Raw genomic sequence first — 22,707 nt, forward strand, 5'->3', positions numbered from 1 at the left:
CCCGCCGGCGTTCGAGGTGCCCCGCTCGCCCCCACCGCGCAGGTAAGGGGCGCCGCCAAATCCAGCCCCGCCGGCGTGTGAGGCGCGGGGTCCGGGGCGGAGCCCTGGGAAACGGCGCCGCGCCGGACACGCGAACGGGACCCCCGCCCATCCCGGACAGGAGTCCCGCTCACCCACCCACACAGGGGCCCCGGGCGGGGCCTAACCCCGGTCCCGCCACGGCAGCTCGGCCGTGACCACCGTCCCCACCCCCGGGGGCGAGTCCACCACCAGCACCCCGTCCACCGCGCCCAACCGCTCCGCCAGCCCCGCCAACCCGCTCCCCCCGGACGCACTCGCCCCGCCGCACCCGTCGTCCGACACCCGGATCATCAGCCTGGCCCCGGCCCGCCACACCTCCACCACCGCGCCCCGCGCCCCCGGCCCCGCGTGCTTGCTCACGTTCTGCAGCAGCTCGGACACCACGAAGTACGCGATCCCCTCGATCGCCTCCGCCGGGCGCGCCCCCGCCCCCGCCGGATCCCCCGGCAGGTCCACCGCCACCTTCACCGGCACCACGCACCGCGCCGCCACCGACGAGAGCGCCGCGTCCAGCCCCCGGTCCGTCAACACCGCCGGGTGGATCCCGCGCGCGAGATCCCGTAGTTCCTGGAGCGCCAGCTTCACTTCCCCGTGCGCCTCGTCGACCATCGCCGCCGCGCCCTCCGGGTCCTCCAGCAGCTTCTCCTTCGCCAGGCCCAGCCCCATCGCCAGCGCCACCAGCCGGGCCTGCGCCCCGTCGTGCAGGTCCCGCTCGATGCGCCGCAGGTCGGCCGCCGCGGTGTCGACCACCACGCCCCGGTCCGATTCCAGCTCCGCGATCCGCCGCTCAAGGTCCTCGGAGGGCGACAGCAGCCCCCGTACCATCGCCCGGTCCACATTGGCCATCATCCGCACGAGATACGGCAGCACCGGCCACAGCACGAACAGGCCGGTCAGCGCTACCGTGAAGGTGAGTACTCCCCACGGCAGCCGGATCAGCTGGTACAACACCGTCCGCCAGCCGACCGGATCCTTGATGCTCGTCCACAGCCAGGGGAAGAATCCGCCGGACCGCTTGGGACCGGGGATCGGGCTCGGCTCGTCGACCCGCACGCCCAGCAGTCCGCGGGCGCGCGCCCGGTCCAGCCGCCCCCATTGGCGGGACAGGTACAGACCGCACGCGAGCAGCGGAATTCCGATCGCGGTTACGGAAAGGCCGCCCGCGGTGGAAACCATGACAACCGCATAAACAAAACCGACGACCGCCAGCGGCAGGTTGCTCACCAGATAGGCGATCTCCTTCCACGTCACCGCACTGAAAACGGCGCGTACGGGGGGAGGACGATCGTTGTCCGGGATGGCGTGGCTCAGGGTCATGCGCCACAGCCTGTCAAGTGCGACCCGCTGATGCCATGGGGTGGCCGGGGTGCTGTGAACGGGGGATAACCCCACCCCGTGTGAGGCAGGCCCTAGACTCCCGTCCGTACCAGATCGTCGACAGTGACCGAGGAGCGAGGAACGGACGTGCCCGAACCAACGGTATCGACCGTAACCGTGCTCGCGGCGGACTACTTCCGGAGTTATTCGGTCGTCGGCCTGCTGGCCGTCCTCGGTGTGCTCTTCGTGGCCGTCGCCTTCGGTGCGGGCCGCCTGCTGCGGCCCGTCGTCCCCACGCCCGAGAAGCTGCTGACGTACGAATGCGGCGTGGACCCGGTAGGCGAGGGCTGGGCGCACACCCAGGTCCGCTACTACGTCTACGCGTTCCTCTACGTCATCTTCGCCGTCGACTCGATCTTCCTGTTCCCGTGGGCGACGGTGTTCGCCGCCGCCGGTTACGGCGCCACGACGCTGGTGGAGATGTTCATCTTCCTGGGCTTCCTGGCCGTCGGCCTGCTCTATGCGTACAAGAAGGGCGTCCTCGAATGGACGTGACACCGGCTGTGACGCCGACCGAGGGCGTGCTGCTCCCGGAGCCCAAGCGCCTCGGAGTTCTCTCCCGCCTGGCCCCGGAACCGATGAAGGTGGTCCTGAACTGGGGCCGCCGGTACAGCCTGTGGGTCTTCAACTTCGGTCTGGCCTGCTGCGCGATCGAGTTCATCGCCGCGTCGATGGCCCGCCACGACTTCATCCGGCTCGGTGTGATCCCCTTCGCGCCCGGCCCCCGCCAGGCGGACCTCATGATCGTCTCGGGCACCGTCACGGACAAGATGGCGCCGGCCGTGAAGCGGCTCTACGAGCAGATGCCGGAGCCGAAGTACGTCATCTCCTTCGGCGCCTGCTCCAACTGCGGCGGCCCCTACTGGGACTCGTACTCGGTGACCAAGGGAGTCGACCAGATCATCCCCGTCGACGTCTACGTACCGGGCTGCCCGCCGCGTCCCGAAGCCCTCCTCCAGGGCATCCTCAAGCTCCAGGAGAAGATCGCCCGCGAGTCGCTGGCGGAGCGCTACGCGGCCGGGCCGTCGGTCTCCCAGCTGACGAGCGGCCTGGTCACGCCCCCGCCCGCACCCGCGCAGGGGGCCGGCGCGTGAACCTCTACGACTCCCTCCCGGACGCGGCGCCGACGGTCTTCGGCGCCGAGGCCGTCGCCGAGTTCTCGTACGACGTCCTCACCGTCGACGTGCCCGTCGGCAGCTGGATCCCCGCCCTCGAAATCGCCCGGGACAAGCTGGGCTGTACGTACTTCGACTGGCTGAGCGCGGTGGACGAGCCCGGCACGGGCTTCCGGATCTGCGCGCACGTCGTCTCCCTGGAGAACCACCGGGTGCGCCGGCTGCTGCTGCGCACCACGGTGCCGCACAGCGCCGCCTCCCTGCCGTCCGCGGTCGCCGTCTACGCAGGCGCGGAATGGCACGAGCGCGAGACCTTCGAGATGTTCGGGGTGACCTTCACCGACCACCCGAACCTCGTCCCCCTGCTCCTCCCCGAGAACTTCGAAGGCCACCCGCTGCGCAAGGACTTCGTCCTGGCCGCGCGCGTCGCCAAGGCCTGGCCCGGCGCCAAGGAGCCGGGCGAGGCGCACGACCCGGACGCGCCCAAGCGCCGCCAGATGCTTCCGCCGGGCGTCCCGGACCCGAACGACTGGGGCCCGATGAAGGGCCAGCTCCCGCCGGCCCCCGCCCGCCCGGCCCGTACCCCGCGCGCGGCCGGCGCGGCGGGCGCCGCCGCCGCCCGCACCCCGCGTGAGGGTGCACCCGTACGCCGCTCCCGCTCGGTCACCGAAGGCTCGGCCACCCAGCCCCCGTCCGACCCGACCACGGACCCCACCCCCCGCCCGCCGCGCCGCACCCGCTCGGTGTCGGACGGCTCGGCCAGCCAGGCCGCGGATCCCGCCACCCCGGCCGCGTCGGCCGCGGGCACGGAGCCCGCGGCCACCCCGGACGCCGCTGCACCGCACGCCGGTGCCGCCGCCCCGGACGCGCCCGCTCCGGAGGCTGCGGCGCGCCCGCCGCGTCGTACCCGCTCGGTCGCCGACGGCTCGGCGAGCCAGGCTCCCGCCCCGGGCGTCCCGGACGCGGGCGAGGCGGCCGCTCCGCCGCGCGGCCCCGCGCCCCGCAGCTCGGACGCCCCCTGGCACGACCCGAAGCCCGCCTTCGAAGAGCCGGCCCCCCGGCCCGCGCCGAAGGCCGAGCCCGAGCCGGAACCCGAGCAGGTACCCGAGCCCGAGCGCGCGGCCACCCCCGAGACCGACCCCACCCCCGACAACGGAGGCGACGCGTGAACGACGTCCTCGACGTCGCCCTGCGGCTGATCGCCGTCTTCGCCGTCTTCCTCGTGCTCCCGCTCGTCGTCGGGCAGACCGAGCACAAGGTGATGGCCCACATGCAGGGCCGCCTCGGCCCCATGTACGCCGGCGGCTTCCACGGCTGGGCCCAGCTCGTCGCCGACGGCGTGAAGTTCGCGCAGAAGGAAGACATCGTCCCGGCGAACGCCGACCGCCGGATCTTCCAGCTCGCCCCCGCCGTCGCCCTGCTGCCGTACCTCCTCGTCCTCCTGGCCATCCCGATCGGCCCGGGCGAGGGCGCCGTCGGCCAGGTCATCGATGCGGGCCTGTTCTTCGTACTGGCCGTCATGGGCGTCGGAGTCCTCGGCTCACTGATGGCCGGCTGGGCCTCAGCGAACAAGTTCTCCCTGCTCGGCGGCCTGCGCACCGCCGCCCAGCTGCTCGCCTACGAGCTCCCCATGCTGCTCGCCGCCGCCTCCGTGGCCATGGCCGCCGGTACGGTCTCCCTCCCCGGCATCGTCGAGGCCTTCGAGTGGTGGTGGCTGCCCTGGCAGATCGTCGGCGCCCTCGTCTTCTTCACCGCGGGCCTCGCCGAACTGCAGCGTCCCCCCTTCGACATGCCCGTCGCCGACTCCGAGATCATCTTCGGCGCGTACACCGAGTACACCGGCCTGCGCTTCGCGCTGTTCCTGCTCGCCGAGTACGCCGGCATCGTCGTCCTCTGCTTCCTGACCACCGTGCTGTTCCTCGGCGGCTGGCACGGCCCCTTCGGCGGCGACGGCCTCGGCTGGGTCTGGACCCTGCTCAAGGCCGCGATCCTGGCCTTCGTCGTGATCTGGCTCCGTGTGAGCTACCCGCGGCTGCGCGAGGACCAGCTCCAGAAGCTCGCCTGGACCACACTCATCCCGCTCGCGCTCGCCCAGATCGCGCTCACCGGCATCGTGAAGGTGGCGATCCAGTAATGCCCATCCCCGGATCCGGCCTGGCCAAGGGCCTGGCCGTCACGCTGCGCACGATGACGAAGCGCTCGCACACGGCCCAGTACCCCGAGGCCCAGCCCGAACTCCCGCCCCGCTCCCGCGGGGTCATCGGTCTGTTCGAGGAGAACTGCACCGTCTGCATGCTCTGCGCCCGTGAGTGCCCCGACTGGTGCATCTACATCGACTCCCACAAGGAGACGGTCCCGGCGTCCGCCCCCGGCGGCCGCGAGCGCAGCCGCAACGTCCTCGACCGCTTCGCCATCGACTTCTCCCTCTGCATGTACTGCGGTATCTGCATCGAGGTGTGCCCCTTCGACGCCCTCTTCTGGTCGCCGGAGTTCGAGTACGCGGAGACCGACATCCACGAGCTGACCCACGAGCGCGACAAGCTCCGCGAGTGGATGTGGACCGTGCCGGCGCCGCCCGCGCTGGACCCGGCCGCCGAGGAGCCCAAGGAGATCGCCGCCGCCCGCAAGGCAGTGGAGAAGGCCGAAGCCGCGGTCGCCGCGGCGGCCGCCGCCGAAGCCGCCGCCCGGGCGGCCGAGAACGAACCGCCCACCGCACCGCCGACCGACCCGACCCCGGAGGGAGACGCGTGAGCCCCGCCGCCACCCTGGCCGCAGCCGCCACCACCGGGCCCGGCTTCCTCTCCCCGACGGGCGTCGAGATCGCCTTCGTCCTCGTCGGAATCGCCACCTTCGGCGCGGCCCTCGTCACGGTCACCACCAAGCAGCTGGTGCACGCCGCCCTGTGGCTGGTCGTCGCGCTCGGCGGCATCGCCGTCGAATACCTGCTGCTGACCGCCGAGTTCATCGCCTGGGTCCAGGTCCTCATCTACCTCGGTTCCGTGGTCGTCCTCCTCCTCTTCGGGCTGATGCTCACCAAGGCCCCCATCGGCCGCTCCCCGGACGCGGACTCCGGCAACCGCCCGGTCGCGCTCGGCGTCGCCGTCGTCGCGGCCGTGTCGCTGGTCTGGGTGGTCATCGATGCCTTCCGCACCACCTGGATCGATCTCGACGGACCGGTCCAGGGCTCCACGAAGGTCTCCGGCGAGATCCTCTTCCAGCACTGGGTGCTGCCCTTCGAGGCGCTCTCCGTCCTCCTCCTCGCGGCCCTGATCGGCGCCATCGTGCTGTCCCGCAGGAACGACCCCGCCGCCGACCCCGCGGACCCCGCCGCCGACGCCGAGGACGCCGCCACCCCGGCCGGCCCCGGCGAGAAGAAGGGCCGGCGCTGATGCACCTCGCCTACCCCGCCGTGCTCGCGGCGCTCCTCTTCTGCACGGGCCTGTACGGAGTACTGGCCCGCCGCAACGCCATCCTGGTCCTGATGTCCGTCGAGCTCATGCTCAACGCCGTCAACCTCAACCTGGTGGCCTTCGACGTCTGGCTGCGCGACGCCCTGCACGCCGGCCAGGCCCTCACCCTCTTCACCATCGCGATCGCCGCCGCCGAGATCGGCATCGGCCTCGCCATCGTGCTGATGGTCTACCGCAACCGGGGCACCTCCGACGTGGACCGGCTGCGCGACACCGCCGAGGGCCACGAGTCCGCCGCGAACAACCAGAGCGAGGTCACCGCGTGAGCACCACGACCCTCGCCGTCCTCGTCCCGCTCCTGCCCTTCCTGGGCGCGGTGGCGGGACTGCTGCTCGGCCGCAAGGCTCCCGGCTTCGTCCGGCCGCTCGCCATCCTGCCGACGCTCGCCGCCGCCGTCCTGGCCGTGATCGTCGCCGTCCGCCAGGGCGGTGGCGAGCCGATCGACACCGCGACCGAGCTGACCCCGACCGGCTCGGTGCCGATCGACCTGTCGCTCTACCTGGACGGCTTCGCCGTGCTGGTCGCCGTCCTCGTCGGGGTCGTCGCCACCTGCGTACAGCTCTACTCGACGGCGTACCTGCGTGAGGACCCGCGCTACCCGTCGTATGCCGCTCTCGTCTCGCTGTTCACCTCCGCCATGCTGCTCGTCGTCTACTCCGGCGACCTGATGGTGCTGCTGGTCGGCTGGGAGGTCATGGGCATCTGCTCGTACTTCCTGGTCGGCCACTACTGGGAGACCGAAGCGGCCCGCTCCGCCTCCCTGAAGGCCTTCCTCGTCACCAAGCTCGGCGACGTCCCCTTCCTGATCGGCCTGTTCGCGCTCGCCACCGACGCCGGCTCCTTCCGGATCCCGAAGATCCTGAACACCGTCGCCGCGGGCGGACTCGACCACCCGACCCTGATCGCGCTGCTCCTGCTCGCCGGAGTCGCGGGCAAGTCCGCGCAGTTCCCCCTGCACACCTGGCTCCCCGACGCCATGGCGGGCCCCACTCCGGTGTCGGCGCTGATCCACGCCGCGACGATGGTCGCCGCCGGTGTCTACTTCATCGCCCGCCTCCTGCCCGTCTTCGCGGCCTCCCGTGCGGCACTGGTGGTCATGGCCGTGATGGCGGCCGTCACGATGGTCGGCTCCGGCCTGGCCGCCATCGCCCAGGACGACATCAAGCGGGTGCTCGCCTACTCCACGATCGGCCAGCTCGGCTACATGATCGGCGCCCTGGCCGTCGGCGACCGCGGCGCCGCCGTCTTCCACCTCCTGTCCCACGGCGCCTTCAAGGCGCTCCTCTTCCTCGGCGCCGGCGTGATCATCCACGCCGGCGGCACGAACTCCCTGGGCGCCATGTCCCGGATGGGCGGCCTGGCCAAGCGCATCCCCGATGCCTTCTGGACCATGACGATCGCGCTGCTCGCGCTCGCCGCGATCCCGCCCTTCGCCGGCTTCTTCTCCAAGGAAGCCGTCCTCGTCGCCGCCGAGCACACCGCGACCGGCCACTCGGAATTCGCCCCCGGCGCCGCCGGCTGGCTCGTGCTCGTCGCCGGTCTGCTGACCGCCCTGCTCACCGCCGCCTACGCGACCCGGCTGTGGCTGATGGCCTTCCGCGGCCGGGGCGCGCCCGCCCCCGACCACGGCAAGGAGCCCCTCGCCATGACCGGCGTGCTGTGGCTGCTGGCGATCCCGTCGGTCGGCTTCGGCCTCGCGGCGGGCCCCATCACCGACTGGTTCGACGGCGGGGACCTCACCCCGACGGTGGTCACCTCGGTCCTCGGCACGGGCGCCGCGGCCATCGGCGCGATGCTCACCTACGCTCTCTGGCAGCGCGCCGGTGCGAAGGCAGCCCTGGCCACCGCTGCCGGCACCCGGGACGCGGCCACGGCTGGAGCACCCGCCGCCGTCGTCGCCGCCGCGTCCGCCGCGGAAGCCCCCGAGGTGGCCGAGGTGACCCACGACCACCCCGCCGTCCCGGTCGGCCCCGCCGCCGACCCCGGCAAGGCGCTCCTCGGCCCGTTGCACCGCCACGCTGCCGACGGCTTCCACCTCGACGCCGTCTACGACCGGCTCTTCGTCCGGCCCGTCCGGGCCGCCGCGAGCCTCGTCCGCTTCCTCGACCGCGAGGTCGTGGACACGTACGTCCGCGGCGCGGGCACCGGCACCCAGCTGCTCGGCAGCCTCGTCCGCCGCGCCCAGACCGGCAACGTGCAGAGCTACCTCAGCGCCCTGCTCGCCGGCGCCGTGGTCCTGGCGATCGCCACCGCCGTCCTCGCCAACGTCAACGCCGGATCGTGAGCCGTGAGTCAGCCGTGATTGATATCAGCCCGTCCGTGATGCAGTTCCTTCTGGTGTTCATCCTGGCCGCACCGCTCCTCGGCTCCGCCGCGGCGCTCCTGCCGGCCCCGCCCGGCCTCAAGGGCAAGAGCCCCGAACAGGCCGTGCTGCGCCACGGCGTGACTGTGACCGGCGTGATCCTCGCCGCGGCCATCGCCCTCACCCTGGGCTTCGACCACGACGCCCCGTCCCGCTTCCAGGCGACGACGGACATCAGCTGGATCCAGGCGCTGAACGTCCGGATCCACCTCGGCATCGACGGCATCTCGCTCCCCCTCCTCCTGATGACCGCGCTGCTGTTCTTCCTCTGCGCGCTCTACAGCTACTTCAAGCTCCCCGCGGGCCCCTCCCCGAAGGCCTTCGTCGCGCTGCTCCTGGTCCTGGAGTCCGGCACCCTCGCCACCTTCGCCGTCCTCGACCTGCTGCTCTTCTTCCTCGCCTTCGAGATGGTCCTCATCCCGATGTACTTCCTCATCGCCCGCTGGGGCGGTGCTCAGCGGCAGGCCGCCGCCTGGAAGTTCATCCTCTACACGCTCCTCGGTTCCGTCGTCATGCTGCTCGGTCTGCTGCTGATCGGACTGAGCAGCGGCACTTTCGACATGGTGGCACTGGCCTCTGACAACGGCCGCGAACTGTCCCACACCACCCAGCTCCTGGCCGTCCTCTCCATCGGCCTCGGCCTCGCCGTGAAGACCCCGATGTGGCCCCTGCACAGCTGGCTGCCGGACGCCCACACGGCCGCGCCCACCGTCGGATCCGTCCTGCTGGCCGGCGTCCTGCTGAAGATGGGCACCTACGGATTCGTCCGCATCCTGCTGCCGATCACCCCCGACGGCATGGCCACCTTCGCCCCCTACCTGGGCGCCTTCGCCGTCGTCGGCATCGTCTACGGATCGCTCGCCTGCCTCGCGCTGGCCCGCAAGGGGAACAAGGGTGACCTCAAGCGCCTGATCGCCTACTCCTCCGTCGGCCACATGGGCTTCGTCCTCCTCGGCATCGCGAGCATGACCCCCACCGGGGTCAACGGCGCACTCTTCGCGAACATCGCCCACGGCCTGATCACCGGCCTCCTCTTCTTCCTGGTCGGCGCCCTCAAGGACCGCTACGGCACCGCCGACCTCGACACCCTCGCCGGAGCCACCGGCGCCGCCCTCTACGGCCGCGCCCCCCGCTTCGGCGCGTTCCTCGCCTTCGCCGCCGTCGCCTCCCTGGGCCTCCCGGGCCTGGCCGGCTTCTGGGGCGAGATGCTGGCCCTCTTCGGCGCCTTCGACCCCGCCGAGGGCCTCTCCCGCCCCGCGTTCCTCACCTACACGGCCATCGGCGCGTTCGGGACCCTGCTCACCGCCGCCTATCTGCTGATCGTCGTACGGCGCGTCTGCATGGGCGACCCCAAGGCCGGTCCCGAGCTCGCCGTCGCGGACATCCAGCGCTACGAGTTCGCCGCCTGGACCCCGCTCGTCGCCCTCACCGTCCTCGCCGGCCTGTGGCCCGCGGTCCTCCTCGGCCTCACCGACCCGGCCGTCCAGAAGCTCCTCGCAGGAGGCAACTCATGACGGCCATGACGGCCATGACGGCCATGACGGTCCTCTCCGCCGAGGCCCCGAGCCTGGTCCAGTCCGTCGACTGGCTCGCCATCGCACCCGTGGTGATCACCGCCGCGGTCGGCCTGGTCGTCCTCGTCGCCGACCTGTTCCTCGCCGAGCGCCACAAGCCGGTCCTCGGCTGGATCTCGGTGGCCGGCCTGGCCGCCGCGACCGCCGCCCTGCTGCCCCTGCGTGCCGGTGACCGCGCCACCTTCTGCCTCACCGACGACCCGGCGGCCTGCAGCTACGTCGCCGACCACTTCACGCTCGCCATCCAGTTCCTGGTCCTGGCCGGGGCCCTGGTCACCGCCCTCGTGTCGGTCACCGCCGTCCGGGACACGCGCCTGCCGGCCGGCGAGTACTGGTTCCTGCTGCTCTCCTCCGCCGCGGGCGCGGCCCTGCTGCCCGCCTCCCGCGACCTCGCCACCCTGATCGTCGCGCTCGAGGTCGCCTCGCTGCCCGCCTTCGCCCTCGTCGGCATGCGCCGCGGCGACCGGCTCTCCTCCGAGGCCGCCCTGAAGTTCTTCCTGTCCTCCGTCACCGCCACCGCCGTGTCGCTGATGGGCGTCAGCTTCGTCTACGCCGCCACCGGCTCCCTGCACCTCACCCAGGTCGCCGACCGCCTCGAGGACGTCCCCGGGCAGCTCGACACCCTCGCCATGGCCGGTGTCGCCCTCACCCTCGTCGGCTTCGCCTTCAAGACCGCGGCCGTCCCCTTCCACTTCTGGGTCCCCGACACCTACATCGGCGCCCCGCTGCCCATCGCCGGCTACCTCTCGGTGATCGGCAAGGCCGTCGGTTTCACCGGCCTGATCCTCGTCACGGTGATCGCCTTCCCGGCGTACTCCGACATCTGGGGCCCGGCCCTCGCCGTGCTGGCCGCGCTCACCATGACCCTGGGCAACACCGCCGCGGTCCGGCAGTCCGCGGACCGCCCGAACAGCGCCGTCCGGCTGCTCGCCTGGTCCTCGGTCGGCCAGGCCGGCTACCTGCTGGTCCCGATCGCCGCGGCCGCGTACTCCGACCGCGACCAGATCGGCTCCACCGTCGCCTACGCCCTGATGTACGCCGCCGTGAACCTCGGCGCCTTCTCCGTGGCCGCCCTGGTCGCCCGTACGAAGCCGCTCCACCGGCTCAGCGACTACCGAGGCCTGTACGCCGAGCGCCCGCTGGCCGCCCTGTCGCTGGCCTTCTTCCTGCTCTGCCTGGCGGGCCTGCCGCCCGGCCTCATCGGGCTCTTCGCCAAGGTCACCGTCTTCCGGTCCGCCGTCGACGCGGGTCTGGGCTGGCTGGCCGTGGTCATGGCAATCAACGTCGTCATCGCCCTGTACTACTACCTGCGCTGGACGGCGCTGCTCTTCCGCACCCCCGAGGGCGCGCAGACCCGTACCCGGGCCCCCTGGCCCGTGACGGCGGCCGTCGTCCTCACCGCGATCACGGCGATCGTCCTCTCGGGCGCCCCGGAGCTCATCCTGCGCGTCACCTCGGGCAGCCTCTTCGCGCAATAACGGGCGCGGTCAACCCGTACGGAGTAACACCCTCCGCGGCCTCGCCGCTCCCCGGCAAGGGGCGGCGCCAGGCGGCTGCCCCGCCGTGCCCCGGGAACCAGACGCCCTCACCTCGCGTTGACCAGGAAGGGAGGGTCCACTGGACCGTAGACCCTCACATCCATGACGGGCTCCCCTGCCGCACCACTTGGAGGGCGTACCGTGCACCGCCGGCACAATGGGCTCAAGACCGCCGTACTCCTCGGCGGGCTGTCCGCACTCATCATCCTCATCGGCAGCTTCTTCGGACGGGGCGGCCTGATCATCGCCGTCCTCGTCGCCCTCGGGACGAATGCCTACGCGTACTGGAACAGCGACAAGCTGGCTCTACGCGCGATGCGCGCCCGCCCCGTGAGCGAGTTCGAGGCGCCACAGCTCTACCGCATGGTGCGCGAGCTCTCCACGTCCGCGCGCCAGCCCATGCCACGCCTGTACATCTCGCCCACCGAGGCGCCCAATGCCTTCGCCACCGGCCGCAACCCGCGCAACGCCGCGGTCTGCTGCACCGAGGGCATCATGCGGATCCTCGACGAGCGCGAGCTGCGCGGGGTCATCGGCCACGAGCTCAGCCACGTCTACAACCGCGACATCCTGATCTCCTCGGTCGCCGGCGCGCTCGCCTCGGTGATCATGTTCCTGGTCAACTTCGCCTGGCTGATCCCGATCGGTCGGTCGAACGACGACGAGGGCCCCGGCCTCCTGGGCATGCTGCTGATCATGATCCTGGGCCCGCTGGCCGCCTCCGTGATCCAGCTGGCCATCAGCCGCTCACGCGAGTACGAGGCCGATGCCTCCGGCGCCCAGCTCACCGGGGACCCGCTGGCCCTGGCCAGCGCCCTGCGCAAGCTCGACGCGGGCACCAAGCAGCTTCCGCTGCCCCCGGAGCCCCGGCTGGAGGCGGCGAGCCACATGATGATCGCCAACCCGTTCCGTCCGGGCGCGGGCCTTTCTAAGATGTTCTCCACACACCCTCCGATGGCCGAGCGCATCGCCCGGCTCGAACAGATGGCAGGCCGCCGCCAGTGAAGACAATCCTCAATATCATTTGGCTCATCCTCAGCGGTATCTGGCTGTTCCTGGGCTACGTCCTCGCGGGTGCGATCCTCTGCATCACGATCATCGGCATCCCCTTCGGCATCGCCGCCTTCCGTATCGCGGTCTACGCCCTCTGGCCCTTCGGCTACACCACGGTCGAGCGCCACGACGCGGGCGCCGGTTCCGCCATCGGCAATGTCCTGTGGCTCGTCCTGGCCGGCTGGTGGCTGGCCCTGGGCCACATCTTCACGGGCATCGCGCTCTGCGTGACGCTGATCGGCATCCCCTTCGGCATCGCCAACTTCAAGATGGTCCCGCTCGCCCTGCTCCCGCTGGGCCGCGAGATCGTCCCGACGGACGCGCCGTTCGCCTCGCGCTGACACAGGCGGAGACCTACACCCGCACGTACACGTACACGCACACCCCGCCCGCAGGCCGTCCCGATCGGCCTGCGGGCGGAGTTGTCCACAGGGCCGGCGGGCTGTCGGTGGTGTGCGTCACCCTGAACGCATGAACGAGACGGAGCAGTTGCTGGAGCAAGTCGCCACGCGCGTACGCAACTCCGCGCAGGGGCAGGCAAAGCCCCTGCCCGCCGCCCTGGGCGCGGAGGAGATCGCCCGGGCCGAGGGCATACTCGGCTTCGCCCTGCCGCCCCTGCTCGCAGCGCTCTACACCCGTGTCGGCGACGGCGGATTCGGCCCCGAGTGCGGACTGCTCCCACTGGGCCACGCCGTCAGCGCGTACGGGGCGGGCCGCGCGTCCGCCAGGCGCTGGCCCGAGGGCGTGCTGCCGATAGCCGACTTCGGCTGCGGCATGTACGTCTGTGTCGACTGCCGTTCCGACACCGCCCAGGTCCTGCTCTTCGACCACGATCCCGGGGAGCCGGAGCTCGCCTGGTCCATCGACACCCCCAGCCTGGCGGCCTGGCTGGGCGGCTGGCTCGACGGCACCGCATGGTTCTGCGACGGATCGCCGGCGGGGGAGGAGTACGACCTGGAGCTGACGCCCTGGGACGGATTCAGATCCCGGATCTGAGCCGCCCCCGCACCCCGTGGGCCAGGACGCCCACAGCCAGTACGACCGCCCCCCAGAGCGTCGACGCGAGGGGCAGCGCACACGCCAGCACCACACAGCCGGACAGCCCGACCGCTGCCACGGCCCGGCCCTTGACAGCTGAATCGAGAGTCCACGCGGAGGCGTTCGCGATCGCGTAGTAAACGAGCACTCCGAAGGATGAGAAACCGATCGCGCCCCGCGGATCGGCGGTGGCCGCCAGCACCGCCACGACCGCACCCACCGCCAGCTCCGCATGGTGCGGCACCCGATGCCGGGGATGTACGGCCGCCAGCGCGCGCGGGAGATGGCCGTCGCGCGCCATCGCCAGGACCGTCCGCGACACCCCGAGCACGAGCGCCAGCAGCGAGCCCAGCGCGGCCAGGACGGCGCCCACCCGCACCACCGGGACCAACTCCGGCCGGCCGCCCGCCCGCACCGCGTCGGCGAGCGGCGCTGCCGACCGTGCCAGCCTCTCCACGCCGAGCACCGACAACGCCGCCACCGCCACCGCGGCGTACACGAGCAGCGCGATCCCCAGCGCGAGCGGCACCGCCCGAGGGATCGTCCGCTGCGGGTCGCGCACCTCCTCGCCCAGGGTGGTGATCCGGGCGTAGCCCGCGAAGGCGAAGAACAGCAGACCGGCGCCCTGCAACAGCCCGAAGGCACCCCAGGGCGACCCGCCCGGACGCCCCGGCTCGGCCGCCCCGGACGACAGGCACACCACGACCACACCGGCCAGCACCGCCAGTACCGCCGCCACGATCGACCGGGCGACGCGGGCCGACCTCTGCACGCCGCCGTAGCTCGCGGCGGTCAGCGCCACCACCGCCGCGACAGCCACGGCATGCTGCTGCCCGGGCCAGAGGTACGCCCCCACCGTGAGGGCCATCGCCGCGCAGGAGGCGGTCTTGCCGATCACGAAGGCCCAGCCGGCCAGATACCCCCAGAAGGGCCCGAGCCGCTCGCGCCCGTAGACGTACGTGCCGCCGGAGGCCGGATACCGGGCGGCCAGCCGCGCCGAGGAGTGCGCATTGCAGTAGGCCACCAGAGCCGCCACGGCCAGCGCTGCCGGCAGCGCTCCACCCGCCGCCCGCGCCGCGGGCGCCAGCGCCGCGAAGATACCGGCGCCCACCATCGCGCCGAGTCCGACGACGACGGCGTCGGACACCCCCAGGGTGCGCCTCAACTCGTTTTCCACGGGCGGGGGGTAACCCCGCTAGATGACGCCCTCCCGGCCGGGAAGCGGCGCCCGCGCGCGCTCCCACCCCTCCAGAGCGGTCAGACAGGCGTGGTCCAGGTGGCGCAGCCCGCTCAGGTCCAGCCGCACCGGCTGGCCGTGCGGCAGCGAGTCCAGGGAGTCGAGCAGCTTCGGAAGCCGCAGGAAGCTGGCGTTCCCCACGACCTTCACGCACAGCTCCTCGTCCTCCCACACCTCCTCGATGTGCACGTGGGAGGTCTCCCAGGCCGCCTTGGCGACGGCGAGCCCCAGCCCGATCAGCACCCCCTCGAAGAGGTTGGTGATCACGATCGCCGAGGCCGTGACCACGAGCACCACCGCCTCGCCCCGGTGAGTCCGCCACAGCACGGCCACCGCCCTGGCGGGCAGCAGCTTCCAGCCCGCGTGCAGCAGCACCCCGGCCAGCGCGGCCAGCGGCACGCTCTCCAGCACCCGGGGGAAGGCCACGGCGAAAAGCAGCAGCCAGCCGCCGTGCATCACCCTGGCCGCGCGGGTGCGCGCCCCGGCCTCCACGTTGGCGGCACTGCGCACGATGACCGCGGTCATCGGCAGCCCGCCGAGCAGCCCGCACACGCTGTTGCCCACGCCCTGGGCGATGAGTTCCTTGTCGTACTGGGTCCGCGGCCCGTTGTGCATGCGGTCCACGGCGGCCGCGCTGAAGAGCGTCTCGGCGGAGGCGATCAGCGCCAGCGCGACCACGGTCCCGGCCGCGCCGACCGAGGCCAACACACCGAAGTCGCCCCAGCCCGGCGGGGACACGGCTGCCAGTACGCCCGTCACCCGCACCTTCTCGACGGGCAGCCGCAGCAGGACGGCCACGGCGGTGGCGGCGGACACCCCGACGAGCGCTCCGGGAACGATCCGCAGCCTGGCGGGCACCCGGCGCCAGACCGCCATGGCGGCAATGGTCCCGACCCCGAGCAGTACCGCGGCCAAGTCGGCCCGCGCCCCGAGCTCGTGGACCCCACCGAGCTTCGCGAGGGTCGGCCCCGGAGCCTCCACACCGCCCAGGGCGTACAGCTGCCCGGAGATCAGCACCAGCCCGATCCCGGCCAGCATCCCGTACACGACAGCGACGGAGATCGCCCGGAACCACCGCCCGAGCCGCAGCACCCCCATGCCCAGCTGCACCACCCCGGCGGCCAGCACGAGTACCCCGAGAGCGGGAAGACCGTAGGCCTGCACCGCCTCGTAGACGAGCACGGTGAGCCCGGCGGCGGGCCCGCTCACCTGTAGGGAGCTCCCGCGGAACCATCCGGTGACCAGCCCGCCGACCACCCCGGTGACGATCCCGAGTTCGGCCGGCACCCCGGAGGCGACCGCCACCCCCACGCACAGGGGCAGTGCGACCAGCGCGACGACGACGGATGCCCCGAAGTCGTCCCGAAACGTGCCGTCCCCAGGCATGCGAGAACCCCCTGCCACGCGGTGATGTGATGCCACTCAGCGTGGTGGGCGCACTCATCGCCGCCCAAGTGCCCACAGGAGCCCGCAGTGGCGCGTGCGCCGCACACGCCCCGCACACACCCCCTCGCAACCACCGCGGCCCGGCGGTCCTGAGGACCGCCGGGCCGGCGTGAGGCAGATCGCGGAGCTGAGGTCAGCGGTAGTTCACGAACTTCCCGCCATGATCTCTTGACCTGCGCGGACTCGGCAATATGGGGTCTGACCTGCGGAAACTACTTTCGGTAGTTGCCGCCATTTTCCGGGTTCTTCTGAGGTCGTGTGCCCTCGTTGTGCCCTCGAAAAGGATGCGCCCCGTTCGGTGGGGGACCGAACGGGGCGCATGGCTTTGGTGGGCTGCTCAGTGAGTGGCGGTGCGCTCAGCTTCCGCGAGATCGGGTCCCGTGCCGAGCTTGGGCGCGCAGCCAGGGCATCCCCACAGGGTTGCGCCTGGGCCGCTGCTGCTCTCGATCCAGCGCATGGCAACGGGGGCGGTGGTGAGCCTGTGGCACCCGATGCACAGCGCGACCTCGCTTCGGGCGCTCATGCGGCGACTGCGGCGCCGTGGAACGCCCGAGCGTCGAACGGCGCCCCCGGGTAGCTGTACGGATAGTCGACGCCGATCTCGGCGAACTGCACGGCCCATCGCCGTTCCCGCTGCATCGGGGACAGGGGCAGTGTGCTTTCCGCTGAGGTCTCGGGGCGGAAGACGGCGCGCACCTGGGCGGCGCTCGGGCCGGTCCACGGGCGGGACCAAGGGTTAGCGGTTGTCTCGGGTGCTCGCTGCTCGGTGAGGTAGGCGGCGGAGTGCCGTCCGGGTCGGCGGGGGATGAAAGCGGCGAGCGTCCATGCGAACAGTTGGGCGATAAGATCCATGGGTCGTGCAGCTCCTCGTTAGCTGTGTGACGAAGCCCCGGCGGACCGATACCAGCGGTCTTCCGGGGCGCTTTGCGTTCCACCCATCACGCTAAGCCAACACGTCTAACTCGTCTACCTGTCTAACTCGTCTACCTGTCTAACTCATCTGCCTGTCTAAGTCGTCGTGATTTGGCCCGTTGTCTACGCTCTCCTCATGCCAGACAGCCCGAGCGACCCGACCGCCCCGCGCGCCCCGTATATGCGGGTGCTGGACGCGCTCGTTGCCGATATCGAGTCGGGCGCACTGCCGCCGGGCAGTCGGCTGCCGAGTGAGGCGGAGCTTTGCGAAGCGCACGGGGTCGCGCGGATGACCGCGCGGCGAGCGGTGCAGGTCCTTCGGGAGCGCGGTCTCGTGGTCACCGAATGGGGGAAGGGCAGCTTCGTCCGGCAGGGTGAATAGGGCTCGAACCGACAGCCCTCAAACAGCACGCGACCCCGGTTCCGAATCCTGGAACCGGGGTCCTGTTTTATTCAGAGTCGGCAGGTGTCAGCGGACAACAGGACCCTGGCCGGCCCGCCAGTCGTTGATGCGCTTGCGGATGCTCGGCACCATCGGGAGATCGTCAATCGCATCCTGGGCGAACCACGCGACCTCGAATGACTCGTCCGAGGTGCGGAGCGTGCCGCCGGTGGGGCGGGCCAGGAGGCAGATCGAGAACTCCTGACGCACTTCCCCATCGGAGTAGGCGAACACGTGCCCGGGGTTGGTGTACGTCCCGACGATGCCCGTGATCTCGACGTTCACCCCGGTCTCCTCGAACGTCTCCCGGATGGCGCACTCTCCGATGGACTCTCCCAAATCCATCTTTCCGCCGGGCAGGGCCCACATCCCGTTATCGGTGCGCCGCTGCAACAGCACCCGTCCGCCCTCGTCGACGACGACGGCAGAAGCAGCAGGCACCAAGCTGTTCGCCTCGGGAGCGTTGGGGTCATCCTCATAGTCACGCCTGGCCATCTTGCGGTGCCTCCCTGATGTCGCGCCCTCGGGTCCACAGCTCCTCGACGTGTGCGGAGAAGCGATCGAACATTCCGTCCGTCTGTGCACGTCGCAGGTGCATCATCGGCGAATCGTGACCCACCCTGCGGGCAAGGATCGGTGTCACGATCATCTCGTCATCGAATCGGAAGACCGAGAGGTTGACGTGGCCTGTCTCGAAACGGCCCTCGATACTGGTGACGTCCCGCAGCTTCTCCAACTCGGCGAGTGTCACCGCGATTCGAGTGGAGAGCGTGAGCGGTACGCCTTCCTCGGCTTCGCGCGCCGCGGTGACAGGACTGGTGGGGTCACCGATCAGGAACCGGACCCGGCACCCGCTCTGCGCCTTCCGACGTAGGGCGCCGGCCAAGTTCGCCTGCTCCAACCACAGGAAGTAGTTGGTGTATCCGGCGAACACCAACTCCCGCTGTGCCTTGGTCACCAGGGAACGCCACAGGCTTGACGGTGCTGCCGACCGGTAGGGAAAGACCTGAACGATCTCCCGGTCGGGACCCGTTGCGAGTGCTGAGCGGATGGCGTTGGGCCACAACACTTTCTCCTCCTCGCCTAATGCCTCGCAGGCTGCCCATCTGTGGCGGGCGTGGGGGACGCGGTTCGGCTCTGTGATCCATCGGCCGATCGTCTTGGCATCGACACCGCAAGCCTCTGCGAGTTGCTTCTCGGTCATCTTGGCACTCGCCATTGCGCGGCGGAGAGCGTGGTTCACAGTTCGCCTCCCTGGGCCGTTGGGAACGGGACGAACCGTAATGGCGAAGCGTCCCAAACGTCCGTCAAACGGGGTAGTAACGCTCTGACGTGGGACGCAGCATCGTTATGTGCCCGGCGTACCCCCTGTGAACAGACTCCTCCGGGCCGAGCCGTGTAGCGAACCGCTGCTAGAGAGAGGCCGGTTATGCGTAGTAAGTCGCCGATGCTCGGTGCTCTTGCCGGGTGGCCGCTGTGATCCGGGGCCTGGGCGACGAAGAGCCACGCGTCCTGATGACGCTCCGGGTGTCCCGTGACTCAGGGCAGACCTGGGAACAGGAATCCGCGGTACGTGAGGGCGACCCGGTGGCGATCCTCTCCGACCCGGGCCGGTACCCGCTCTGCGAATGCGCGCGGTGCGCGGGTCCGCAAACAGTGTCGGCGCGTGCGCTTCGCCCGGCGGTGGTCGAGCCGGGAGCGGCGTAGTGCATGGCTTAGGCCGATGGCTCTTGCGCCGATGTGGACGCTTCGCGGGCCCTCTGTACCTGGCGATGCTCGTCGGCTCCATCGGTCTGTACGCCGCAGGCGTGTACGTCACCTCGTAGCCGGTCAGTTCCGCCGGCATCCCCAAGCCCCTCCCGGTTCCCGCGACGACACCGGATTCGGGAGGTTGCACCGCCGCAACGGGAACCCCCGTTGCGATCACCAGCCAGCAAGGAAGGTGACCAGCATGGACAAGATCATCACGGCAAACGACCCCGAGCAGGACGAGGAGGTCGTGGCCCTCGGCGACGCGGCGGCCCTCACGAAGGGCAGCAGCAGCGAGAGCGTCGAGAACAAGCGCTCCCCGTACTCCGCCTGATCCCCAGCGGCGGCACCCGGTCTCGGGTGCCGCCGCACCCTTCCACGGAGGTGATCACATGGGCTGGTTCGGCGGCTACCTCACGAGGGCCCCTCGGCCGGCGGTCCCTGTCGGGGCACAGGTTCTCTTGCAAGACCCTCCGGTGTGGTCCGACGGCGTGCCGGTTCGGCTGGTCGACGGGCCTGACGGGCGACGGCTGGTTGTATTCGGCCCGTGTGGCGCCACGGGGGACGACCTCGATCGGCTGATGTGGGCCGGGGATCTCCGCTCGCTCGATTCGGCGGCCACGGCCTGGGCGGGCGCCTACACCTTGCTCTACGGCGATGGCCACGGCGGACAGACGGTTTGGGCCGACCCCGCGGGGGCTTGCCCGCTCTACACATGCACCTTCAACGGGTCGACCGTGTGGGCTTCAAGCTCAATGGCCTTGGCCGCGCTGTGCAACTCGATGCCGGATGCCGGATGGATGGCTGCCCATCTCGTGGACCCCACGGGATGGACCCCGGGGTTCTCCGCCTGGTCCAATGTTGAACAGGTGGAGCCCGGCCACAGGGTCGCCGCCGGCCTTGGGACTGAGCCTGTCCCCGTCCCTTACTGGACGCCGCCCACCCTCTCGCGAGAGGAAGCGGTGGACCGGCTGCGGGATGACCTGGCGGAGGGGGTCCGCATCCGCGTCGCCGGACGCCCGGCTTCCTCTGATCTCTCCGGTGGTCTGGATTCCAGCACCCTCGCGGCACTGGCTGCCCGCTGCGGACCGGTGACCGGGGTCACGTACCACCCCGAAGGGATCAAGGCGGGCGGCGACGTCGACCACGCGCGTCTCGTGGCGCGTGCGCACCCCGCGATCCGACATGAATTCATGGCCCTGGGCGACTCGCACCTTCCGTTCAGCGATCTTGACGCCTTGCCGCTCACCGATGAGCCCGCGCCGTCCGCCATCACCGTGGCGCAGTTCACCGCGCAACTGCGGTTCCTCGTCGACCACGGCGCCGTGGTCCACCTGACCGGAGACGGCGGGGACAACCTGTTCATGCCCCCGCCGGTCCATCTGGCAGACCTCGCCCGTTCGGGCCGCTGGCTGCGACTGGCGGCCGACGCGCAGACCTGGGCTCGTCTCTACCGACAGAGCCCTTGGCCTCTCCTCGCGAGCGCGGTACGACGACCTCGCACGTTGGCCGGTGCATCGAGGCCGATGCCGTGGATGACCGACTACGCCAAGGAACTGGCCGCACCCGTCACGACGGCCTATCCCGACACACTGAGTATGGGACACGCGGATCGTGCCCTACTGGCCGAAGCCCGGTACGTGGGCCGCACCGCGGCGACCGAGAACCAGCTCGCCGCCGCGCACGGCATCGAGATGCACAACCCCTTCACCGACACGCGAGTCGTGGAAGCTGCCTTGGCGGCCCCGGCTGTCGAGCGCTGGTCCGCTCGTCGGTACAAACCGCTGCTCTCCGACGCCGTGGCCGGCCTACTGCCCCCGCCCGTTGTCCGGCGGGGCGCCAAGGGCATGTTCGCCGTCGATCACCACCACGGGTTGCGCGCCAACCTGCAACGGACGCTCGATCTGGCAGACGGGCGCCTCGCCGACCTCGGGCTCATCAACCCGGCGGCGGTCCGCGCGACGCTACGCCGTGCCGTCCTCGGAGTCGACATCCCTTGGGGCCGACTCGAACCTGTCCTCGGGGCGGAACTGTGGCTGAGGGCTGCCGAGAAGGTCGATCAGTGGACCACCTGGGAGGAGAGAGCCGCATGATTCCCGTTCCCACAGCAGAGACCCGGACCGCCGTGACCGACCGCGCGGGGGTCGTCGTCAACTACCGCACTGGCGCCACCGTCGTCCTGACGGGCGGTGCCCTGGATGAATGGCTGTCCGCTGTTCGACAGGCCAACGCACCCGAGCCGGTCACCGTTGCCAGCCCCGGCGCCTCATGGGGGACGCACGAGACGGCGGCCCGACTCGAAGCCCGTGACGCCCCGCCCTGGGCTTGGCGGGTCGCCGCGCTGGCCTGTGTCGCTCTTACGCTCACCGCCCGCCAGGCCGGCCGTTCTGAGCGAAGGTTCGGGCGCCTGGTCCGCCTCGCCAAGGTCGGTGACGCGTTGCCCCCGGCCGGCACCGCTCACGCTCGCACGGCGGTGCGCTCCGTCCGCTGGGCCGCGCGTGCCATTCCGGCCCGGGTCGCCTGTCTTGAAGAGTCCACCGCGGCCTCCCTGCTCCTCGCGGCCGGCGGCCGTGGGAAGGCGTGGCGCCACGGCGTCGCCGCTGACCCGATTCGCCTTCACGCCTGGATCTCCGATGAACACGGACGTCCGGTGGAGGAACCCGGGCACACTGACGACTACACCCCGATCAACACGTCCAACCCCTCTGGAGCCGAACCCCGATGAGCACTCCGCACATCCTGCTGGCCGGCGAGCGCGTCAGTCTCGCGATGACCGATCGCGACCACCTGCCCGACTACCACCGGTGGGAGAACGACCCCGCCACGATCCTCGGCTACGGCACGCAGGTGACCCAGTCTTGGGAGGTTCGCGCCGGCGGTTGGGAGGGCCAGGGTCGTAACCGAGACTACGCCCAGTTCGAGATCATCACCACCGACGATCACACCCCGGTGGGGCTCACGACGTTGCAGATCGACTCGGCGGTACGGACGGCCGAGTTCGTCATCCTCATCGCCCCTGAATCCCGGGGGAAGGGGCTCGCCACCGAAGCCACCGCGCTGACCCTGCGTTGGGCCTTTGAGTACGCCGCCCTGCGCATGGTTTGGCTCAAGGTGCTGGAGGCCAATGCGGCAGGCGTGACGGCGTACCAGAAGGCTGGATTCCAGCCCGCCGGCCGCCTGCGACAGTCCGGCTACTGGCTCGGCCGATCCTGCGACGAGATCCTGATGGACGCCACCGCCGACGACTTCCTGAGTGCGGCCGAGTCCGCCTGACTCCGACGCCGCCGCCCCGTCACCTGTGCTCGTGGGTGGC

Annotated in this window: 24 protein-coding genes; 18 read left to right on the forward strand and 6 right to left on the reverse strand. The window is 71.1% G+C overall.

Annotated features, from left to right (window positions below; genetic code table 11):
- Positions 1-201 precede the first annotated feature (201 nt).
- Entirely contained in the window at positions 202-1,398 is a 1,197-nt protein-coding gene (locus tag ACIQZO_RS07010; protein WP_403621323.1) for a sensor histidine kinase, read from the reverse strand.
- A gap of 147 nt (positions 1,399-1,545) precedes the next feature.
- Here ACIQZO_RS07010 and ACIQZO_RS07015 point away from each other — a divergent pair, with 147 nt between their 5' ends.
- The 13 genes from ACIQZO_RS07015 to ACIQZO_RS07075 all read left to right on the forward strand — a co-directional run bounded on the left by ACIQZO_RS07015 (position 1,546) and on the right by ACIQZO_RS07075 (position 13,566).
- Positions 1,546-1,953: an NADH-quinone oxidoreductase subunit A gene (locus ACIQZO_RS07015; protein WP_030388327.1), complete on the forward strand. Its 408-nt coding sequence runs from the start codon at positions 1,546-1,548 to the stop codon at positions 1,951-1,953.
- Entirely contained in the window at positions 1,944-2,552 is a 609-nt protein-coding gene (locus ACIQZO_RS07020; protein ID WP_189733430.1) for an NADH-quinone oxidoreductase subunit B, read from the forward strand. The genes ACIQZO_RS07015 and ACIQZO_RS07020 overlap by 10 nt, the downstream gene beginning before the upstream one ends.
- Positions 2,549-3,742 (forward strand): NADH-quinone oxidoreductase subunit C, encoded by a 1,194-nt coding sequence (locus ACIQZO_RS07025; protein ID WP_403621328.1) that lies wholly within the window; start codon positions 2,549-2,551, stop codon positions 3,740-3,742. The genes ACIQZO_RS07020 and ACIQZO_RS07025 overlap by 4 nt, the downstream gene beginning before the upstream one ends.
- On the forward strand, positions 3,739-4,707 hold the full coding sequence (locus tag ACIQZO_RS07030) for an NADH-quinone oxidoreductase subunit H (RefSeq protein WP_403621331.1): 969 nt from the start codon (positions 3,739-3,741) through the stop codon (positions 4,705-4,707). Before ACIQZO_RS07025 ends, ACIQZO_RS07030 begins: the two co-directional genes overlap by 4 nt.
- Positions 4,707-5,324, forward strand: a complete 618-nt coding sequence (locus ACIQZO_RS07035) for a NuoI/complex I 23 kDa subunit family protein (protein WP_403621334.1) — start codon at positions 4,707-4,709, stop codon at positions 5,322-5,324. The genes ACIQZO_RS07030 and ACIQZO_RS07035 overlap by 1 nt, the downstream gene beginning before the upstream one ends.
- The gene (locus ACIQZO_RS07040; RefSeq protein ID WP_403621337.1) at positions 5,321-5,962 is read left to right on the forward strand and encodes an NADH-quinone oxidoreductase subunit J; all 642 of its coding nucleotides are present in this window, start codon (positions 5,321-5,323) and stop codon (positions 5,960-5,962) included. Before ACIQZO_RS07035 ends, ACIQZO_RS07040 begins: the two co-directional genes overlap by 4 nt.
- Positions 5,962-6,309: an NADH-quinone oxidoreductase subunit NuoK gene (gene nuoK / locus ACIQZO_RS07045; protein ID WP_403621340.1), complete on the forward strand. Its 348-nt coding sequence runs from the start codon at positions 5,962-5,964 to the stop codon at positions 6,307-6,309. Before ACIQZO_RS07040 ends, nuoK begins: the two co-directional genes overlap by 1 nt.
- Positions 6,306-8,327, forward strand: a complete 2,022-nt coding sequence (locus ACIQZO_RS07050; RefSeq protein WP_403621343.1) for an NADH-quinone oxidoreductase subunit L — start codon at positions 6,306-6,308, stop codon at positions 8,325-8,327. Before nuoK ends, ACIQZO_RS07050 begins: the two co-directional genes overlap by 4 nt.
- A 38-nt stretch (positions 8,328-8,365) precedes the next feature.
- A complete protein-coding gene (locus ACIQZO_RS07055) occupies positions 8,366-9,919 on the forward strand; it encodes a NuoM family protein (RefSeq protein WP_403622100.1) in 1,554 nt (517 codons plus the stop codon).
- Positions 9,916-11,457 carry an NADH-quinone oxidoreductase subunit N gene (locus ACIQZO_RS07060; protein WP_403621346.1) on the forward strand — a complete coding sequence of 514 codons (1,542 nt, stop codon included), beginning with the start codon at positions 9,916-9,918 and terminating at the stop codon, positions 11,455-11,457. The genes ACIQZO_RS07055 and ACIQZO_RS07060 overlap by 4 nt, the downstream gene beginning before the upstream one ends.
- A 201-nt stretch (positions 11,458-11,658) precedes the next feature.
- Complete coding sequence (gene htpX / locus ACIQZO_RS07065; protein WP_403622103.1) at positions 11,659-12,522, forward strand: zinc metalloprotease HtpX; 864 nt, start codon at positions 11,659-11,661, stop codon at positions 12,520-12,522.
- Positions 12,519-12,911: a YccF domain-containing protein gene (locus ACIQZO_RS07070; protein ID WP_327263933.1), complete on the forward strand. Its 393-nt coding sequence runs from the start codon at positions 12,519-12,521 to the stop codon at positions 12,909-12,911. The genes htpX and ACIQZO_RS07070 overlap by 4 nt, the downstream gene beginning before the upstream one ends.
- Before the next feature lie 130 nt (positions 12,912-13,041).
- Positions 13,042-13,566, forward strand: a complete 525-nt coding sequence (locus tag ACIQZO_RS07075) for an SMI1/KNR4 family protein (RefSeq protein ID WP_403621350.1) — start codon at positions 13,042-13,044, stop codon at positions 13,564-13,566.
- Here ACIQZO_RS07075 and ACIQZO_RS07080 read toward each other — a convergent pair.
- The 3 genes from ACIQZO_RS07080 to ACIQZO_RS07090 all read right to left on the reverse strand — a co-directional run bounded on the left by ACIQZO_RS07080 (position 13,550) and on the right by ACIQZO_RS07090 (position 17,143).
- Positions 13,550-14,785 (reverse strand): APC family permease, encoded by a 1,236-nt coding sequence (locus ACIQZO_RS07080; protein WP_403621353.1) that lies wholly within the window; start codon positions 14,783-14,785, stop codon positions 13,550-13,552. The two genes, ACIQZO_RS07075 and ACIQZO_RS07080, sit on opposite strands and share 17 nt — an antisense overlap.
- Before the next feature lie 18 nt (positions 14,786-14,803).
- A complete protein-coding gene (locus ACIQZO_RS07085) occupies positions 14,804-16,231 on the reverse strand; it encodes a SulP family inorganic anion transporter (RefSeq protein WP_403621356.1) in 1,428 nt (475 codons plus the stop codon).
- A 579-nt stretch (positions 16,232-16,810) separates the two neighbouring features.
- Positions 16,811-17,143, reverse strand: coding sequence for a hypothetical protein (locus ACIQZO_RS07090; RefSeq protein WP_403621359.1), 333 nt, complete (start codon positions 17,141-17,143; stop codon positions 16,811-16,813).
- 196 nt (positions 17,144-17,339) lie between these two features.
- On the opposite strand from ACIQZO_RS07090, the gene ACIQZO_RS07095 reads away from it, so the two are divergent.
- Positions 17,340-17,585, forward strand: coding sequence for a GntR family transcriptional regulator (locus tag ACIQZO_RS07095; protein ID WP_403621362.1), 246 nt, complete (start codon positions 17,340-17,342; stop codon positions 17,583-17,585).
- An 87-nt stretch (positions 17,586-17,672) separates the two neighbouring features.
- On the opposite strand, the gene ACIQZO_RS07100 is transcribed toward ACIQZO_RS07095, so the two are convergent.
- On the reverse strand, positions 17,673-18,140 hold the full coding sequence (locus ACIQZO_RS07100) for an NUDIX hydrolase (RefSeq protein WP_403621365.1): 468 nt from the start codon (positions 18,138-18,140) through the stop codon (positions 17,673-17,675).
- Positions 18,127-18,849: a DUF5919 domain-containing protein gene (locus ACIQZO_RS07105; RefSeq protein WP_359949614.1), complete on the reverse strand. Its 723-nt coding sequence runs from the start codon at positions 18,847-18,849 to the stop codon at positions 18,127-18,129. The genes ACIQZO_RS07100 and ACIQZO_RS07105 overlap by 14 nt, the downstream gene beginning before the upstream one ends.
- A 747-nt stretch (positions 18,850-19,596) precedes the next feature.
- Here ACIQZO_RS07105 and ACIQZO_RS07110 point away from each other — a divergent pair.
- Genes ACIQZO_RS07110 through ACIQZO_RS07125 form a run of 4 tightly spaced genes read left to right on the forward strand, consistent with a single transcriptional unit; the run spans position 19,597 to position 22,667 of the window.
- Positions 19,597-19,728: an albusnodin family lasso peptide gene (locus tag ACIQZO_RS07110; protein ID WP_359949617.1), complete on the forward strand. Its 132-nt coding sequence runs from the start codon at positions 19,597-19,599 to the stop codon at positions 19,726-19,728.
- A gap of 58 nt (positions 19,729-19,786) precedes the next feature.
- The gene (locus ACIQZO_RS07115) at positions 19,787-21,487 is read left to right on the forward strand and encodes an albusnodin/ikarugamycin family macrolactam cyclase (protein ID WP_403621369.1); all 1,701 of its coding nucleotides are present in this window, start codon (positions 19,787-19,789) and stop codon (positions 21,485-21,487) included.
- Positions 21,484-22,119: a lasso peptide biosynthesis B2 protein gene (locus tag ACIQZO_RS07120; protein WP_403621372.1), complete on the forward strand. Its 636-nt coding sequence runs from the start codon at positions 21,484-21,486 to the stop codon at positions 22,117-22,119. Before ACIQZO_RS07115 ends, ACIQZO_RS07120 begins: the two co-directional genes overlap by 4 nt.
- Positions 22,116-22,667 carry a GNAT family N-acetyltransferase gene (locus tag ACIQZO_RS07125; RefSeq protein WP_403621375.1) on the forward strand — a complete coding sequence of 184 codons (552 nt, stop codon included), beginning with the start codon at positions 22,116-22,118 and terminating at the stop codon, positions 22,665-22,667. Before ACIQZO_RS07120 ends, ACIQZO_RS07125 begins: the two co-directional genes overlap by 4 nt.
- Positions 22,668-22,707 lie beyond the last annotated feature (40 nt).

It is taken from the genome of Streptomyces sp. NPDC097617, from assembly GCF_044761485.1.
Lineage (GTDB): Bacteria > Actinomycetota > Actinomycetes > Streptomycetales > Streptomycetaceae > Streptomyces.

Coding starts and splice junctions, on each gene's coding strand:
- ACIQZO_RS07010 (WP_403621323.1), bottom strand. CDS start 1,398: ATGACCCTGAGCCACGCCATCCCGGACAACGATCGTCCTCCCCCCGTA.
- ACIQZO_RS07020 (WP_189733430.1), top strand. CDS start 1,944: ATGGACGTGACACCGGCTGTGACGCCGACCGAGGGCGTGCTGCTCCCG.
- ACIQZO_RS07035 (WP_403621334.1), top strand. CDS start 4,707: ATGCCCATCCCCGGATCCGGCCTGGCCAAGGGCCTGGCCGTCACGCTG.
- nuoK (WP_403621340.1), top strand. CDS start 5,962: ATGCACCTCGCCTACCCCGCCGTGCTCGCGGCGCTCCTCTTCTGCACG.
- ACIQZO_RS07055 (WP_403622100.1), top strand. CDS start 8,366: ATGCAGTTCCTTCTGGTGTTCATCCTGGCCGCACCGCTCCTCGGCTCC.
- ACIQZO_RS07060 (WP_403621346.1), top strand. CDS start 9,916: ATGACGGCCATGACGGCCATGACGGCCATGACGGTCCTCTCCGCCGAG.
- ACIQZO_RS07075 (WP_403621350.1), top strand. CDS start 13,042: ATGAACGAGACGGAGCAGTTGCTGGAGCAAGTCGCCACGCGCGTACGC.
- ACIQZO_RS07085 (WP_403621356.1), bottom strand. CDS start 16,231: ATGCCTGGGGACGGCACGTTTCGGGACGACTTCGGGGCATCCGTCGTC.
- ACIQZO_RS07090 (WP_403621359.1), bottom strand. CDS start 17,143: ATGGATCTTATCGCCCAACTGTTCGCATGGACGCTCGCCGCTTTCATC.
- ACIQZO_RS07095 (WP_403621362.1), top strand. CDS start 17,340: ATGCCAGACAGCCCGAGCGACCCGACCGCCCCGCGCGCCCCGTATATG.
- ACIQZO_RS07100 (WP_403621365.1), bottom strand. CDS start 18,140: ATGGCCAGGCGTGACTATGAGGATGACCCCAACGCTCCCGAGGCGAAC.
- ACIQZO_RS07105 (WP_359949614.1), bottom strand. CDS start 18,849: ATGACCGAGAAGCAACTCGCAGAGGCTTGCGGTGTCGATGCCAAGACG.
- ACIQZO_RS07110 (WP_359949617.1), top strand. CDS start 19,597: ATGGACAAGATCATCACGGCAAACGACCCCGAGCAGGACGAGGAGGTC.
- ACIQZO_RS07115 (WP_403621369.1), top strand. CDS start 19,787: ATGGGCTGGTTCGGCGGCTACCTCACGAGGGCCCCTCGGCCGGCGGTC.
- ACIQZO_RS07120 (WP_403621372.1), top strand. CDS start 21,484: ATGATTCCCGTTCCCACAGCAGAGACCCGGACCGCCGTGACCGACCGC.
- ACIQZO_RS07125 (WP_403621375.1), top strand. CDS start 22,116: ATGAGCACTCCGCACATCCTGCTGGCCGGCGAGCGCGTCAGTCTCGCG.